This is a genomic window from Steroidobacter flavus (assembly GCF_042651805.1).
In the GTDB taxonomy this organism is placed as follows: Bacteria; Pseudomonadota; Gammaproteobacteria; order Steroidobacterales; family Steroidobacteraceae; genus Steroidobacter; species Steroidobacter flavus.
In genome coordinates this window covers 3,247,893-3,264,676 of sequence record NZ_JBHSDU010000003.1, presented here as the reverse complement: position 1 = coordinate 3,264,676, position 16,784 = coordinate 3,247,893, and the positions used below count along the sequence as shown (strand labels likewise).

General features: G+C 62.1%; 13 protein-coding genes. 6 read left to right on the top strand and 7 right to left on the bottom strand.

Annotation, left to right across the window (positions count from 1 at the left end):
- The 4 genes from ACFPN2_RS19890 to ACFPN2_RS19875 all read left to right on the top strand — a co-directional run bounded on the left by ACFPN2_RS19890 (position 1) and on the right by ACFPN2_RS19875 (position 4,057).
- Complete coding sequence (locus ACFPN2_RS19890; protein ID WP_380599648.1) at positions 1 to 744, top strand: GntR family transcriptional regulator; 744 nt, start codon at positions 1 to 3, stop codon at positions 742 to 744.
- Entirely contained in the window at positions 741 to 1,772 is a 1,032-nt protein-coding gene (locus ACFPN2_RS19885; RefSeq protein ID WP_380599646.1) for an SIS domain-containing protein, read from the top strand. Before ACFPN2_RS19890 ends, ACFPN2_RS19885 begins: the two co-directional genes overlap by 4 nt.
- Positions 1,772 to 2,914, top strand: a complete 1,143-nt coding sequence (gene nagA / locus ACFPN2_RS19880; protein WP_380599644.1) for an N-acetylglucosamine-6-phosphate deacetylase — start codon at positions 1,772 to 1,774, stop codon at positions 2,912 to 2,914. Before ACFPN2_RS19885 ends, nagA begins: the two co-directional genes overlap by 1 nt.
- Positions 2,915 to 3,016: 102 nt before the next feature.
- Positions 3,017 to 4,057: a LacI family DNA-binding transcriptional regulator gene (locus ACFPN2_RS19875; RefSeq protein ID WP_380599642.1), complete on the top strand. Its 1,041-nt coding sequence runs from the start codon at positions 3,017 to 3,019 to the stop codon at positions 4,055 to 4,057.
- Here ACFPN2_RS19875 and ACFPN2_RS19870 read toward each other — a convergent pair.
- The 3 genes from ACFPN2_RS19870 to ACFPN2_RS19860 all read right to left on the bottom strand — a co-directional run bounded on the left by ACFPN2_RS19870 (position 4,040) and on the right by ACFPN2_RS19860 (position 7,164).
- A complete protein-coding gene (locus tag ACFPN2_RS19870; RefSeq protein ID WP_380600190.1) occupies positions 4,040 to 5,161 on the bottom strand; it encodes a metallophosphoesterase in 1,122 nt (373 codons plus the stop codon). The two genes, ACFPN2_RS19875 and ACFPN2_RS19870, sit on opposite strands and share 18 nt — an antisense overlap.
- 128 nt (positions 5,162 to 5,289) lie before the next feature.
- Entirely contained in the window at positions 5,290 to 5,763 is a 474-nt protein-coding gene (locus tag ACFPN2_RS19865) for an ECF-type sigma factor (protein ID WP_380599640.1), read from the bottom strand.
- 54 nt (positions 5,764 to 5,817) lie between these two features.
- A complete protein-coding gene (locus ACFPN2_RS19860; RefSeq protein WP_380599638.1) occupies positions 5,818 to 7,164 on the bottom strand; it encodes a ferric iron reductase in 1,347 nt (448 codons plus the stop codon).
- 504 nt (positions 7,165 to 7,668) lie between these two features.
- Here ACFPN2_RS19860 and ACFPN2_RS19855 point away from each other — a divergent pair.
- Positions 7,669 to 8,340 (top strand): lasso peptide biosynthesis B2 protein, encoded by a 672-nt coding sequence (locus ACFPN2_RS19855; protein WP_380599636.1) that lies wholly within the window; start codon positions 7,669 to 7,671, stop codon positions 8,338 to 8,340.
- A gap of 14 nt (positions 8,341 to 8,354) precedes the next feature.
- Positions 8,355 to 10,328 carry an asparagine synthase-related protein gene (locus tag ACFPN2_RS19850; RefSeq protein ID WP_380599634.1) on the top strand — a complete coding sequence of 658 codons (1,974 nt, stop codon included), beginning with the start codon at positions 8,355 to 8,357 and terminating at the stop codon, positions 10,326 to 10,328.
- Here the strand turns inward: ACFPN2_RS19850 and ACFPN2_RS19845 are convergent.
- The 4 genes from ACFPN2_RS19845 to ACFPN2_RS19830 all read right to left on the bottom strand — a co-directional run bounded on the left by ACFPN2_RS19845 (position 10,210) and on the right by ACFPN2_RS19830 (position 16,761).
- Complete coding sequence (locus ACFPN2_RS19845; protein ID WP_380599632.1) at positions 10,210 to 12,312, bottom strand: Atxe2 family lasso peptide isopeptidase; 2,103 nt, start codon at positions 12,310 to 12,312, stop codon at positions 10,210 to 10,212. The two genes, ACFPN2_RS19850 and ACFPN2_RS19845, sit on opposite strands and share 119 nt — an antisense overlap.
- 111 nt (positions 12,313 to 12,423) lie before the next feature.
- On the bottom strand, positions 12,424 to 15,132 hold the full coding sequence (locus ACFPN2_RS19840) for a TonB-dependent receptor domain-containing protein (protein ID WP_380599630.1): 2,709 nt from the start codon (positions 15,130 to 15,132) through the stop codon (positions 12,424 to 12,426).
- Positions 15,133 to 15,229: 97 nt separating this feature from the next.
- Complete coding sequence (locus ACFPN2_RS19835) at positions 15,230 to 16,282, bottom strand: FecR family protein (protein WP_380599628.1); 1,053 nt, start codon at positions 16,280 to 16,282, stop codon at positions 15,230 to 15,232.
- Positions 16,279 to 16,761 (bottom strand): RNA polymerase sigma factor, encoded by a 483-nt coding sequence (locus ACFPN2_RS19830; RefSeq protein ID WP_380599626.1) that lies wholly within the window; start codon positions 16,759 to 16,761, stop codon positions 16,279 to 16,281. Before ACFPN2_RS19830 ends, ACFPN2_RS19835 begins: the two co-directional genes overlap by 4 nt.
- Between the last annotated feature and the right edge of the window lie 23 nt (positions 16,762 to 16,784).

The window sequence follows — 16,784 nt, the reverse complement described above, 5'->3', positions numbered from 1 at the left end:
TTGACTCCACTCTCCGAGCATCTGCAGCCGCTCGATGAAGCCAGCACCCTGCCGCTGTATCAGCAGCTGCAGCGCAAGTTGCGCCTCGCCATCGAAAACCGCGTTCTCGGTGCCGACGACGCGCTGCCCCCCGAGCGCGATCTCGCCGACGAGCTCAACGTCTCGCGCATCACCGTGCGCAAGGCCATCGACGGACTGGTCGAGGAAGGCTTGCTGATCCGCAAGCAAGGCTCGGGCACGTTCGTCACCAATCGAGTCGAAAAGAATTTCGCCAAACTCACCTCGTTCTCCGAAGACATGCGCGCCCGCGGACGTAAGCCCCGTAGTGTCTGGCTCGATCGCGCGGCCGGCGCAGTCACACCAGGCGAATCGCTCACGCTGCGCTCCAGCCCGGGCACGCCGGTGTATCGATTCAGCCGCATTCGTTACGCCGACGATGCGCCAATGGCGCTCGAATATGCGACGGTGCTGGCCGATTGCCTGCCGTCGGTCGAGTCGGTGGAAACATCGTTGTATGAAGCGCTGGAGCGCACCGGCAATCGTCCCGTGCGCGCCTTGCAACGCTTGCGCGCCGTCTTGCTTACCGCCGAGCAGGCGCAATTGTTGAAAGCGCAGGAGAAAGACGCTGGCTTGCTGGTCGAGCGCGTCGGCTTTCTCAAGGACGGCCGGGCCGTCGAATTCTCACAATCGTTTTATCGCGGCGACATCTATGATTTCGTTGCGGAGCTCAGCGCATCGTCATGACCACGGGTATGGACAGCCGCATGTTCAAAGAAGCCGGCCAGGCACCCAACGTGGTGCGCGGCCAGCTGGAGAACAATGCGGTCAACGTGCGCCGGATCGGCGCCTTGCTCAGGGAGATGAGCCCACGCGCAGTCGTCACCTGCGCACGCGGGAGCTCGGATCATGCGGCGACGTTTGCGAAATATTTGATCGAGTCGCATACCAAGCTGCTGACGACTTCGTTCTCGCCATCGATGAGCTCTCTGTACAACGCGCAGACAGACATGCGCGGCGTCGTGTTTCTCGTGATCTCACAGTCAGGCAAGAGCCCCGATCTGCTCGCGTCCGCCGAGAATGCCAAGCGCAACGGCGCTTGCGTGATTGCTCTGTGCAATTCGCCGGCGTCGCCGCTCGCGCAGATGTCACATCACACGATTCCCTTGAGCGCGGGCCCCGAAACCAGCGTCGCCGCGACGAAGTCGTATATCGCGTCGCTCAGTGCCATCGTGCATCTGGTCGCGTGCTGGACCTCGGATCAAACATTGATCAACTCGCTCATGCGCGCCCCCGATCAGCTCGAGCAGGCGTGGCAGCTGGACTGGAGCGCAGCGGTGCCGGCGCTGCAGCGGGCGATCAATTTGTTTGTTGTCGGACGCGGCTATGGACTGGGCGTCGCGCAAGAAGCGGCGTTGAAGTTCAAGGAGACTTGCGGCTTGCACGCCGAAGCATTCAGCGCGGCCGAAGTGAAGCACGGGCCGATGGCGCTGGTGGGCCGCGGGTTCCCGGTACTGATGCTGTCGCAGAACGATGAGAGCCGCAGCGGTATCGAAAAGCTCGCGACTGACTTCGTCGCTCGCGGCGCCGACGTGCTCGTTGCAGGTCCGCGCGTGACGGGCTCGATTCCGCTACCGACGATTTCTTCCCACGCGGTGATCGAGCCGCTGCTCATGGTGCAAAGTTTCTATCGGATGATTGCAGCGCTCGCCCCCGCGCGCGGCTTCGATCCCGATCAGCCGCCGCATCTCAACAAAGTGACCGAGACGCTGTAATGACGCTCGCGCTGGTCAATGGCCGCCTGCTGCGCGACTCGGGATGGGTCGAGAATCAAGTCGTGCTCATCGATAGCGCACGCATCCAGCAGATCGTGGCTCGCGACTCCGACTGGAGCGCGGACACGACCTACGATTTGCAGGGCCAGACGTTGTTGCCCGGCTTCATCGACGTGCAGGTCAACGGCGGTGGCGGCGTGCTGTTCAACGACGATCCGAGCGTCGCATCGATTCGAGAGATCGGACGCGCGCATCGCCACTTCGGCACGACCGGTTTTCTACCCACGCTGATCAGCGACGATCTCGACGTCGTCTCGCGCGCAGTGAAAGCCGCGCAGGATGCGATCGAAGCAGGTGTGCCGGGCGTGCTGGGAATTCACATCGAAGGCCCGTTCTTGAATGCCGCACGTAAAGGCGTGCATGACGAGACCAAGCTGCGCTGGCTCGACGAAGATGCGCTGGGACTGCTGACGTCTCTCAAAGGCGGCAAGACGCTGGTGACGCTCGCCCCCGAGCGCACGACACCGCAGATCATTCGCAAGCTCACGAATGCGGGCGTCATCGTCTCCGCCGGCCACACGAATGGCACCTACGACGAGATCCGCACGGCGCTCGATCATGGGCTGACCGGCTTCACTCACCTGTTCAACGCGATGTCGCAACTCTCCGGGCGCGAACCCGGCGCGGTCGGCGCGGCACTGGATGATGACGGCAGCTGGTGTGGAATCATCGTCGACGGTCATCACGTCGATCCGGTCGTGCTGAAAATCGCCATGCGCAGTAAACGCCGGGATCGTTTCATGCTGGTGACCGACGCCATGCCGACCGTCGGCGCGCCCAACAAGACCTTCAGCCTGCAGGGCCGGCCGATCTCGGTGGCCTACGACAACATGCTGGTCGACGCGCAGGGCCGCCTGGCCGGCTCCGACATCGACATGGCGACCGCGGTCCGCAACTCCTTGGAAATGCTCGACGTGGACCTGCCGCACGCCGCGCGCATGGCCAGCCTCTACCCCGCTACCTTCCTGGGTCTGGATCGCGAGCTCGGCCGCATCGAGCCGGGCTACCGCGCGGATCTGGTGCTGGTGGATCAGGAACTCAACGTCGTCGAGACCTGGATCGAGGGCCAGACCGCCCCCTGAGCGTCGATTGCCCGGACAAGGTAGGATGGCGCCCCTGTTCAGCAGGCACGGGGGCGCCGCGATGTATCACGGGTGTAAAGGTCACTGCCGGGCCCTACCCTGATGCGCGGAAAAGGAAAAGCCACGTCGTTCGACATTGCCTATCGGGCCGGCGTCTCGCAGCCGACCGTGTCGCGCGCCCTGCGCGGCAGCCCGACGGTCAATGAGCAGACGCGACAGCGCATCCTGCAGATCGCCCACGAGCTCAACTACAAGGTCGACAAGAACGCTTCCAACCTGCGCAACCAGCAGTCCGGCACGCTGGCGCTGTTGTTCTTCGAAGACCCGACGCTGGACGACTCGCTGATCAATCCATTCTTCCTGTCCATGCTCGGCTCGCTGACCCGCGCGTGTGCCGTGCAGGGTTACGACCTGCTGATCTCGTTCCAGCAACTGTCGAGTAACTGGCACGTCGAGTACGAAGACAGCAAGAAGGCCGACGGCCTGATCCTGCTCGGCTACGGCGACTATCTGGAATACGTGTCGCGCCTGGAGCTGCTGCTCGAGCAAGGCACGCATTTCGTTCGTTGGGGCACCGTGCTGCCCGGTCAGCCCGGCGTCACCATCGGCTGCGACAATTTCCAGGGCGGACGCGACATGACCCGGCATCTGCTCGAACAAGGCCGACGAAACATCGCGTTCGTCGGGCACGCCTCCGAGCACTATCCGGAATTCCTGGAAAGATACAAAGGTTATTCGGACTCGTTGCGGAACGCCGAGCTGCCAGTGCGGCCGGAGCTGCAGATCGACGCGTTCACGACCGAGCGCTCCGGCTACGACGCCGCGAATGCGCTCATCGAGCGCGGCGTTTCATTCGATGCGTTGTTTTGCGCAAGCGACTTGATTGCGATCGGCGCGATGCGGGCGCTGATCGAACGGAAGGTCCGTGTGCCGCATGACGTGGCCGTGGCGGGCTTCGACGATATTCCCATCGCCAGCTTCACCAATCCCAGCCTCACGACCGTGCAACAGGACACGAAGGCCGCGGCAACTTTGCTAGTGGAAAGCTTGCTCGCACTGATTCAAGACGAGCCGGTGCAGAGTCACACCATTCCAGCGAAGCTCGTGATTCGTCAGTCGACGGGCCTAGTGAGCAGCGACTAATCGGATGCGGGTAATTTCCGACGGTGCCCCGAAACGTTTCGGCGGTCCCCAATAGCCGGTGCCTCGGCTGGTGTAAATCCACAGCGAGCCGAGCCTATCCAGTCCGGCGGTAAAGGGCTGTTGAAAGCGCACAAAGAAATTCCACGGCCAGAACTGTCCGCCGTGCGTGTGCCCGGAAAGTTGTAAATCGAAACCAGCCGCGGCTGCTTCGGGTGCCGAGCGCGGTTGATGCGCGAGCAGAATCTTCGCACCGGCATCCACCGGCGCATCAACGAGCGCTGCAGCCGGATCGCTCCGATTGACGGGATCGAAGTGATGCGCACTGAAATCTGTCACGCCCGCGATCACCAGTTTCGCGTCACCGTGATCGACGACGACATGTTCATTCATTAGCACGCGCAGACCGAGACGCCGCAGTTCCCTCGTCCACGCGCGCTCACCCGAGTAGTACTCGTGGTTGCCGGTGACGAAGAACGTTCCATATTTCGCTCGCAACTGCGCCAGCGGTTCCACATGCGACGCCAGCTCTCGCACGCTGCCGTCGACCAGATCGCCAGTAATCGCAATCGCATCGGCCTCGAGTCGATTCACGGCCGCGACAATCCCTTCGACATAGTTGCGACGAATCGTCGGGCCGACGTGAATGTCACTGATCTGCGCGATTGAAAAGCCATGCAGCGCCGGCGGCAGATTGGCGATGGGCACATCGACATGCACGACTCGGGCGACCCGACGAGCGTTGATGAAACCCAGCAACGTCGCAAACACCGCCGCGCCAACGACGATCCACGCGGACGTTTCCTGGACCCGAACAGTCGCCACCGCGGCCGTGAACAACGCCGCGATCAGCAGCGCCACATCTCGCAGCAGCGTGAACACGAACAAAGAAGAGAACAGGCCCATGGCGATGAGCGCAGTCCAGACGAGCGTGTCGGCGCCGCCGTCATTCGTCTGTCGCGACCGAGCCGTCAGGCCCATCGGGATCAGCACCCAGGATGCAAAAAGCAACAGCGCGCCGATCACCCCGCCCGTGACCCCAATTGACAGCGCCGGCAACAGCCGCACGCCGATATAGACGTGCAACAGGCCGAGCAGGCCCAGCATGAACAGGAATCCGCGTCGCAAGGAACTCGCTCCCACCGCGTGTACTCGCAAGTACAGCGGTCACGATATAGAGCGGGAGTTAATGGCCCTCAATACGGGCGATTACAAGGCCGGCGGCGGGAAGGTTATCAGGTCTTAATGTTCAGCCAGGCCCGCGCGAAGCGCAGCTCGCGCACGACGGCCTTGGGGCGCAGATCCAGCAGCCGGGCCGTTTCCTTGACGCTGACGCCCGCGAAGTAGCGCAGGTCGATCATGCGGGCACACAGCGGATCCAGCGCATCCAGCCACTCGAGCCAGGATTTCAAGTCACCGAACGTTATGTCCGTGCCGCGCACCCCGCGGCTCATGGGCGTGGAGCCTATCACCAGCCGCCGCACCAGCGGCGCCACGAAGAACAGGAACTTCAGCTGCTCGAAGCCGGGGTGGTGGCCGCCGAAACGATTCACGAACAACGATTCCAGCGTCGAGCGCAGCCGAGTCGAGCAGTCGGCCGCGTGCTCGCACAATTCGTCTCGCGTGGACGTGGACAGGCTCGCCAGGACCCGGCCGGCCAGGCTCGACATGGAAACCGGATTGGAATGAATGGCATCTGCCGAGCGCATGGGCCGGACCTTGCTTTTCACCTCTTATTCAGACGTGGCAGCTCCGGAAAAACCTCAAGCAGCTGTCAAATCGCCGCTGTAGTCATCCAGCCGACGCAGCTCCTGCAGCCGGGCCCGACGCAGCTTTGTCAGCAGCAGCAGGAAGCGGTTCAGAGATCGATATATGTTGTAAGGCACGTCGCTGCCCGCCGCGGCGACGGGACCAAACATTCGTCTCAGCTCATCGAATAAGCAGCGCGAAAACAGCAGCGTTATTTCGTCCGGTTCAATCGACGCACCGCCGATGCGTCCTTCCTCCCGCCAGGCACGCAGCGCAGTTTCGGTCTGATGCAAAACGAAGTGCAGATATTGAGTCAGGCTGATCCGCCACTTGAACCACAGTTGATCGGCATAGCGATGCGCCCCCAATGTTTCATACGACTCATGCCAGCACCATTGTCCTGCCAAAGACACCGGCATCCGCTTGCCCAGGCAGCGTCGCAGCTCCCAATCCACCTGCAGCCCTTCGAAGTCCCGGTAATAGAAACATCCGCGCGGCATTGAATCGTCAGACAACGCCATCAACAAATCTTGACCGTGCGCTTCGAGCATCAGCCCGTGATCCAACGCCAGCTCCAGCCACAGCTTTGCGAACGGCGCACAGAGCAAGTCGTGCACGAACTCAAGCGGCTGCATGTCGGTTCGCTCGAGCATGGACAACAACAACGGCACTCGCTCGCCACTGCCTCCGATCAAAGAGAACAGAGGTGCGAGGATCACTTGCTCCTCTTCAATCTCACGCGGAATGGCGCGAACGATCGCGCCCATCGCCGGCTCGCCACGAGGAGCGAATCCCAGCGGCTCGGGCAGAAAGCGCAAGTTCGCGGGCAACTCGTCGAGCTCGGCATGCACCAATGCGGACAGGCTGACACTGCGCCCGGCCTTGATCCGGGTGACGCGTCGATCGCCAAATATCGGCGAATGCAACGATGTCTTGAGGAAGCTGGCCTGCTCCGGTTGGTTATCGGGCCATGCCAACACGGTGCGCGTGCTTGAAGTTGCCACGGCCCAGATCGGTCCTCGAACCGGCTCCGCGCCCGTCATTCGCAGGAACTCACGAAAGGAATCGAGTGCCGAAGGATGTATCGGCAGACATATAGGATCATCCACACTATCCTTGCCTCCGGAGACGGCACCGATCACATGCAAGTAACGACGCGGCACCTGGAAACAAGGCAAGCGATACACACCGCAGTTCTGAGGAAAGTACTTGACATCGAATCGCGGATCGCGCGCGACGCGTTGATACACCTGGGGCTCGTGTAGATGGAAGCGCTCGAAAGTCAGCCACGCGCGCAACGCCGGCGGCAGCTGTTGAACGAGCTCGTCATCATTGGGGCGCAGCGCTGCCGTCGAAAGCATTCCCTGCTCCGGTCGTTGCGGGTGGTTTCATCGCCACGCACCGAGAGTTAACACGTGATCTGTAACGGAGCAACGCTCACGCGCGTTCTCCAATAATCCGTGACAGACCAGGAGCGTGCCCGGTGGAGTGCGGCTCGGCCGCGACGCACAAATTTTCCGTAGGAATTCACGACGTCGGACACTCATTCGACGCTGCCTGCCGTTCAGCAACCCGTTGCCCGGCGCGCAAGCGGACTTGCAACTCAGACCGCTTGGCAAAACTCTTGGCGCGCCATCAGGCCGATGGCGTGTCATCTGTCAAAAGGGAGTACTAGTCATGATCAAGCTTGGCAAAGTTTCTGTGGAAACCCGTGGCGACAAGACCGCTCCTTGGGGCGAGGTCAGCCAGGAGCCGGAGATCTTTATCTAACTCCGGATAAGAACGCGATTTCATAACGAAGTTGCGGGCGGAACGCGCCCTTCGGGGCACGTTCCGCTTTGTCAACGGGCCCCGGAGATTCGCTCATGGACGAGTACTTCCTGCCGCCACACGTGCACTGCTGCCGTCGTGGCACCGCCTTTGTTTTTCTGGATTTGAAACAAGACGACTACAGCATGGTGGCCGGCCCCGCCGCCGCTGCGCTGAGCGCACTCATCGACGCGAAGGCGCCGAGCCACACTCACGAGCTGCGCGAGCTGGAGCAAGCGGGTTTGTTGACTCGCGACTCGACCGCGGGACGCCGGCTCGTCACTACCGAAACCGACGTCGCGCTCGAACCTTTGCTCGACCTGGACACGACAGCCGTCTCCGCGCGCCCATGGGATTACTGGAACTTTCTGCTCGCGTGCACAACCGCGAAGGCGCGACTGCGCTGGCAGCGAATCGAAAACACCGTCGGTGCTGTGGCTAAACGCAAAGCGCGACATAGCAATCACCAAACGCCCGATGTCGAGCGCGCCCGGCAGCTCACCGCCGTGTTCCAACAGCTGCGCAGCCTGTTTCCCGCCAATCGATTGTGCCTGTTCGATTCGCTGGCCCTGCTGGAATTCCTGGCCCGTTACGACATCTACCCCACTTGGGTGTTCGCCGTCCGGCTCGAGCCGTGGGGCGCGCACTGCTGGATTCAAGAAGGGCCGTTCGCGTTCAACGAGGACGTCGAACAAACGGCCAGCTACACGCCCATCATGGCGGTCTGAAGCACGGAGCGCTCATGTATCGCTATGTCGCCATGGTCTGGAATCCGGCCAGCGGGCCGGACGCGCTCGCGCAAGAGTCGTACAAGATCCTCGGCAAACAATTGTCGCAGTGGTCGGTGGCTTACGACGCGCCCGGCATCCTGGTGCTGCATCGGGATCGAGGCCAGGGCGCGTGCGATGTTTATTCCTTGAACGGCGACGGCTCGAATGGCTCGTTACGTCGTCAGCGCGGCGTCGTGCTGGGACAATTGTTCGAGCGGGACGAAACGGATTATTCGAGCGCACGGCGCTTACAGTTCAGCAGCGCGCAGGCCACCGCAATCATCGGCAGTGGCGGACAACGCCTGATCGACCGCTACTGGGGCTCCTATCTCGCCATCCTGCACGACGCGCCCAACGATCGGCTTCACGTCCTGCGCGACCCGCTCGGCACGCTGCCTTGTTATCGCCTGCATCACGACGGAGTGGAGTTCTTCTTTGCCCAGCTCGAAGATTGTTTGCAGCTCGTGCCGCTCGCGCTCAGCGTCAATCGACGGCACCTCACGCATTGGCTGCTCTACAGCAGCGTGCGAACAGACGACACAGCAGTCGAAGGTGTAACGCACCTGGCACGCGGCGAACGCCTGACTTTGACTCCAGGCGGTGCTTCGTTCACACGAGTTTGGGACCCCACGACCTTCGCCTGCCTCGATCCACTCGACCAGGTTGAACCCGCCTCGCGCGCATTACGCGCGACAGTGCAGAACGCCGTCGATGCGTGGGCCTCGCGTTATGACCGCATCGCTCATCACATCTCGGGCGGATTGGATTCTTCCATCGTAGCCGCGTGTCTCGCGCACGCGCCCTCGTCGCCGGAAACGATTTATTTCAACCTGTCGATCGATACCGAACAGGTCTCGCTCCAACATCATCTGGCCGGCGTGGATGCGAAAACCGCCGCCAAGCTGCAAGCGCTGGCTCATCACGGCGATGAGAGAAAATACGCGCGGCAGGTCGCTCAACGCTGGAACCGTCCCATGATCGAGCGACAACGCCGTGTCGACATGGACCTGCATCGGCTCGTCGATGTGCCGCTGGGCGTGAATCCGTCGATGTATTTCACCACGGTGGAAATGGATGACGCCGACTTGGAACTGATCGCCAGCCATCGCGTGCAGGCATTCTTCTCCGGGCAAGCCGGCGACTCGGTACTGCTCGCCACCATGCAGCCGTTCGCCGCCATCGATCACGCTTACTTGCACGGACTCAGTCGCGAGCTATGGCAACAGATCGTGCGGAGCACATCGCTCAGCAAGGAATCGTTGTGGTCGGTGCTGGGGCAAACCATAAAGCACGGGCTGCTGCGTCGCCCTTATGTCACTGCCAACCCACTGCTCGAGCGCCCGACGTTGCTCAGGCAGGAACACGTGAGCGCGTTGAACATCACGGACTTCGATAGCGGTTTCGCGCGCCTGGCCGAGCAGTCGACACTGCCGCCCGGCAAACGCAGCCATGTCAGAGGCACGGCCAGCGCCTTCTATAACTTCGTGTTCCGCGCCGGCATGCACGCCGATCACATCGATCCGCTGAACTCACAACCGGTGTGGGAGACGATGCTACGAGTCCCCACTCACATCGCGCTGCTCGGTGGCGTGAGTCGCGGCCTGGCTCGCCACGCCTTCGCCGATCTGTTGCCGGCGGAGATCCGCAGGCGCCAGAGCAAGGGCTTCGGCAATCTGTTCTATCAGCAGCTGGTGCGTCGTAACCGTCACTTCCTGCTCGAGTACCTGCGCGACGGCTTGTTGGTTGAGCAGGGCTATCTCGACGGCGCGAAGGTCGTGAGCTGCCTCACCGCGGAGGAGCCTTCGATGACCGTGCCCGCCTCCATCCTCATGGCGTATCTGACGGCCGAGCTTTGGTTGCGGCAGGTGAGCGCAGCCCGCGCCAACGCGCGTATTGATCGGCCTTGGCAGGAGCGGGATCCTCGTAGGACTGCAACCAGAAACTGAACCAGTCCAGATTGCGCTCCATGCAAGCGCGCAAATGCGCGGCCTGCCACTTGATGTGCGTCTCCTGCGGGAACACATATGCGTCGTAAGGCTTGCCGGCTTCGCGCATGTGCTTCATGAGACGAATCAGAGAATAGGTTTCGGTCGCAGGGGTATTGATCAGCAGCGGCGCCTCGATGGTCTCGACGTTGTCGGCCAGATCGATTTGTTTCCAGAAATCCAGCCCCTCGCCGACCGGCTTGACGAACCAGCCCTCGCCGAACCCCGTGCTCGCGGCATAGGGCGTCGCCCAGTAGTACTCCAATTGACTCCAGATGCCGCCGGAAATGGCCGCGGCCGCGATTCGATCGTGTTTCAGCAGAAGATACATCGGCGTGGACGCGCCGTGACTCACGCCGCCGATGCCGACCCGACGCTCATCGACGAAGCCTCGCGCGATGACGAGATCGAGCGCACGCACGGTCGATTCCATGTACATCGACAGAAACGGAAAGCCCAGCTCGGCGGAGAATCCCAGCTTCGAGTAGTCGCGGCCGAATCGTGCCGGCGCCTCCGGCGTCGCACTCGGAAAATTCGCGTTGAGCACGACAAAGCCCCGCGCCGCCATCGCATGCAAGGCGTACTCGCGATTGGAGATATTGTCGAACCCCGTCGCCGCGTACGGCGCAACGAACAGCGGGTACTTTCGGGTCGGCTGGAAGTCTGGCGGATAAAGAATGTAGCCGTAGGCGCGCTCAGGAAACATTCCGTGCAGGCGACCGCCCGGCACGCTCCACGGAAACTCCGGCGTGTTCCACTCGATGCGTTCCACCTTGCCCAGCGCGATGTTACGGAACTCAGGATTGATGTCGCCGACCACCCGCACCTTGCCGCTCTTGCCGTCCACCGCCGCGACGTGCGGTGGAGCGCTCGGGGTCTCGCGTGCGCAGATCAATTGCATGCCCGCACCGAGCTCGCAGTACTGGAGAAAATCATCCTGCGTGCGCGTGACTACCGACACCTTGCCGCTGGCGGGCCGCCATGCATACAAGCCGATCGCTGCAAAAGCGAGCCCTTCACGACGCAGGAACAACACTGTGTTCTGGTCGGCCCACCAGACACGATCGATGTAACCGCTGCATTCCTCGGCCGCGCATTGCATCGACTTCGACTGCGCCGTGGGTACGGGAACAAACTCCAGACGAGACATCAATCGACTCTCGTTCAATCTCGCGACTGCCTGCGCGCCATCGGCACGTTCTGCGAACGCACCGGCGGCGTTAGGTCGGAAGCCGCCGCCGCTCACCGTTTGCAAACGTTTGAACTCGTCTCGCTCGGCGTCCGTGGCCAATCGTTCGCGGCCATCGTCGATGGCTACGACCCAAGCGGTGGACGCTTTATCGGCCGGCGGTGCACGCAGCCCCATCAAATCTGTGAAGCTGCGAAGGTCAGTGTCGTAGTGGTAGCCATTGCGCTGTTTCGTCAGTTCGCGAGCGCGCAGTTCCTCGCGAGCGCTGCCGACATTGAAGTACAGCGCGGTACCCGCGGCGTTCCATTCGAACTCGCGCACATCGGCCGCATTATGAGTGAGCCGCACTCGAGCGCTGCCATCAACGCTACTCCGCCACAGTTGAATTTCACCGTCGTGCAGGACGGGGTAAGCGATCCAGCGGCCATCCGGAGACCAGCGCACGGCGGGTTGTTCGAAACCGCCATACGCTTGCGTCGGCCCGACTTTGAGCCGCACGTCGCCGCCCGCTCCCACCGCGACCAACGGTCCGCCTTGCACCTTGCCGACGAACCATTCGAGTCGATAATCATTGGCGGCGGCATCGGCCTGGCGGACCAGGACAGCGAAGCTCTGGCGATCGGGCGACAGGCGTAGCGAATCGATCCGTCGCAGCGCTGAGAGGTCGTCCGCCGTCACGCTGCGTGCGTCGTCCGCCGACGCGATTGCGCAGACCGCCAGGATCGCGAATGAAACAAACCAACGCCAGGAACTCATGAGCACCAACCGTACGCCCGTGGAAAAAACGAGGGAGCTCCCCTTATCGGAGAGCCCCCTCTATGCCCCCTCCGCGAGTGCTGATCGCAGGAGGATTCATGACCGTCGTTATCACCAGGTCTTGCCGATCTCCAGAGAAATGAACCGCCCCAACGGATCCGCGTTGGTGGCATCGAACCCGGAGTCGGCGCCTGACAGGAACCGCACCGACGGCGGATCCTCATCGAGCACGTTCTGCGCGCTCAGGGCCACGGTCAGGCCCTTGAAGAAAGAGCTTTCGAAGGCGTTGGAGAAGTCGTAAGCCACGCGCGTATCGACGGTCGTGTAGGCGTCGATTCCCGGCCGCGTTACAAACCGCGTGTCAACGTATGCATCGGTGTGATTGACGAACACGTTCGCCGACCAGCCCGCCAGCTGAAAGCCGACGAATGCGCGAGCACGCCAGTCCGGAGGATTGTAGATGGTGTCCACAGTATCCACCGGCGGACTGGTGCCAGTGACTCGCTGCTCTTGATTCAAGATATATGTGCCCGACAGGCCGAAGAACATCTTGCTCTGACCGATCTTGAACTCGTACTGCGAGGCGAGGTCCAGGCCCTCGGCCCGCACCGAGCTCAGATTGCGGCGTCGACCGTCGACGATGACGTCGACCAGCGCCGGCGTGAATGCCGCGTTCGGCTGACCGTTCGGCAGCAGCGGGAAGAAGCCGCGGCCCAACTGTCCGAGCGCGATGAACTGGTTGACCTGATCGTCGCTCGGATCGCGAATGATCAGATCGCCGTACGCGGCCGGATTCGCCAGCAGGACGGCGGCTGCACCGGTGCCGGCCGGCGTCGCCACCAAATCGGTGTAGCGGATCTTGTAATAGTTGAATGACACCGCCAGGCCCGGCATGTTCACCGGCGTGATTTCCAGACCGAAGGACGAGCTCTCCGATTCCTGCGGCGCCAGGCTGTCGACGTCGATGCCGAGCACTTGCATCACTTCCATTTGCACGCCCCCGACCGGCTGACGCACCGAGGACGTGGAATTGGCGACGAAGCTGTTGTCGACCAGGTTCGGTGCTTTATACGAAGTGCCGTATCGTGCACGCAGACGCAGGCCTGCAACCGGCTCCCACATCAAGCCGCCTTGCGGATCGAAGGAAGAACCGTAGGTGGAATAGTCGTCGTAGCGGCCGGCAATCGACAGCTCCAGGCGACTCACACCGGTGAAGGCGTTGTCCTTGCCCACGAACGGCACATACACCTCCCCGAAGGCGCTGCGAATGTTCTGATCGATATCGAAGGCCGCTTGTGTCGCACCGGTGAGGGCGCTCGTGGTCAGGTCCTCGTAACTCTCGCCGCGATACGCAACGCCGAGGGCGCCACGAACGGCTCCGCCTGAGATATTGAACAGCGAGCCGTCCGCTTTGATCTCGCCGCCTTCGATGGCGAACACCATGTCGCGGTTGGAATTATTGGCGGCGCCGGCGGCGGTCCGGTTGGTCAGGAACTGATCGATGTCGTTGCGCGCGTAGCTGCCCGACACTTCCAGTTGCCAATCCTTGAACATGTTCCAGTCGAAGCCGAGGGTGGCGACGGTCTGCTCGTTTTCGGTGGCCGTGGTTTCATTGAAGGCGACGCGACCGGCACGATTCTCGGAATCGCGCGAGCTGTACAAGCCGTCGAGAAACACGCTGAGCGAGCCGGTCAATTCCTGCTTCGCGGTGATGATGCCGGAATAGTTTTCGTCATCGGGCGCCAGCGTGCCCACCACCGCCGGAGATGGAACGAAATCGCGATCCTGCGCGAGCAATGCATCGCGCTGGTAGTACTCGAGCGACACCAGCGCATTGCCGGTATCCCAAGTTCCACCCACCGCCTGACTGACCCGATACTCATCGACACCGTCAGCGGCACCGGCACGCAAGCGCGTCTCGGCACCTTCGAAGTCGTCGCGCAGAATGAAGTTCACCACGCCGCCGACCGCATCCGAGCCGTACAGCGCCGACGCGCCGTCCGTCAGAATTTCGACGCGTTCGATCGCTGACAAAGGCAACGCGGAGATGTCAACCGCGGCGGAACGATAGCCCGGCGCCAGACGGCGGCCGTTCAACAAGACCAGCGTCGTGCCTTCGCCGATGCCGCGCAGGTTGATGCTCGATCCCTGCTCACGATTGTTACCACTGACGCCCGGCGTGTTGATGCCGCTTTGATTCGCCAGCGAAAAATTCTGCGTTACCGACTCGAGCAACTTGGTGGTGGTGCTGTAGCCGGTTGCATCTATATATGCACGCGACAGCACCGTGACCGGCGCCGTGTTGTTCTCGATACCACGGATGTTGGTACCCGTGACGATGATCTCTTCGAGCAACAGCATCGAAGGCTCAGCCGGCTCACTGGGCGGCGCTTCCTTGCGAGTCGCGCCGGTCTCCGCTTGTGCCAGCCGAATGCGCCCGTCACTGTTGCCGTAAGCGGAGCTGGTGGTTGCCGATTTATCGGCGCTCGCCAGCTGAATTGCAACCGTCTTGTCGTCGAGCTGCCGGTAGGTGAGACCGGTGCCCTGTAACAATTGAGTCAACGCTTCCTCGGTGGTCGCACGCGCCTTGAGAGGTCGCGCCGAATAACCGACGACCAGTTTCTTGTCGAAGATGATGTTGCTGTCGGTGCGCGCCGCTACAGCTCGCAACGATGTTGCCAGCGGCTGCCCGGGCAGGTCCCATTCCGTCACTGCCTGAGCGTTGACCGCCGCGGCGAGAATTGCCAGCACACTCCCTGTGAGCGCAGCTGCGCGAGGCGCGAAGCGAGCGCGATGACACGTCCGATTGTTGGTGCTCAAAGTGGTCTCCTAACCAAAAAATCCCCAATCCCCTACTCCTGAACGCTGTCAGGATTTTTGACACACCGATAATCGACGTTGCAGCCTCCTGAAATCCTCACTGAATGGGTTTGCCAGACAGAACTATTTCATTGCCGCGCTCGATGACGACGAGTCCGTAGGCTTGCGCGACGGCGTTGGCGAAGTGCGCGGAGTCTCCCGCTTGAAACAAACCATTGATCGGCAACGCGGCCGCGTCCGGATCGGCGACGATCAGCTTGGCCTCGTTGTAGCGATTCATCTCGATCACGGCGGCCTGCAGCGGCGTGTCGTCGAGGATCACCTGGCCGCGACGCCACGCCGTCGTCTTCTCTATGGACGGCGTATCGAGCTTGGTGACCGCGCCGGCGTCGAAGGTGAGTCGCTGGCCCGCGGCCAGCTTGAACTCGCCGGCGCCCTTGCGAGCCTCCAGCGCCGTGGTCACCGGCGTTTGCTCTATCGAACCGGGCGCATCGATGGTCGGCTGAATCTGCTCGGGCAAGGTCGGCAGCACCGGAGACACGAGCACGCTGCCTTCCACCAACGTGACCGCCAGGCGCTCGACATCCTTGCGCACTACAAATGAAGTGCCGAGCGCTTTGACCTGGCGATCGCCCGCCGTCACGATGAACGGCCAATCGTGACGTTTGGCGACGTTGAACAGCGCTTCGCCTCGACGCAGCTCGACCCGCCGGGCCTCTTTGTCGTACTTCACGACGATGCGCGTATCGGTATTGAGAAAAACGCGAGTGCCGTCCTCGAGTACCAACTGGCGCTGCTCCCCAACCGCAGTGGCGACGACACCCACGTTTTGTAACCAGAAGACTCCGACGATCACCAGCGCCAGCATGCAAGCCAGCGCCGTCGCCATCGCGCCCCAGCGTGGGCGATGCTCGACATGACGAAGCGGCCGAAAGGGCACCACGCTGCGCAGCTGCTCCGAGTCGTCCCAGACTTCGGTGGCCAGCTCAAAGGCGCGGGCGTTCTCCGGATGTGCCTGCAGCCAGCGGCGCAGGCCCTCCTCGATCGCACGGCCGCGCGCGTCGCCGTGCAACTTCGCGATCCAGACGCTGGCTTCGGCGAGTCGCTCGGGCGATACGGGCTCGATGGTGGGCGCTTCGATTGGGCTCATTCCCGTTGCCGTTCGATGGCAAGAATCGTGACGGCGCTCGCGACATGCTTCTCCACGGCGCTGACGCTGATGCGCAAGCGGCGTGCGATCTCGGCGTGACTGAAACCGTAGAGACGATGCATGAAGAAGACTTCCCGTGTCCTGGGGTTGGCGCGTTCGAGCGCATCCCGCATCCTCATCAGACGTTGCTCGGCTGCAAAAACCTCATCCGGGGTGGGGTCCAGATCGGGCAGCTCCAGCTCCTCGATCGGCTCGCTCTCATAACTGTCGAGCCGGGCATGGCGGTGCTGATCGACGGATAGATTGATTGCGGTCCGGGTCAGGAACGCTTCCTGATTCTGGACCTGGCCACCCTGACGGGTATACGCGTGCAGCCTGAGCACGGCTTCCTGCACCAGATCCTCGGCCTGTTCCGGCGACGCGCCGCGCCGGCGTAGCAATTTTTTCAGGCCACGCAATTGCTTGATCAGCACATCCATATGAGAAGCCTCGGCATCCCTGT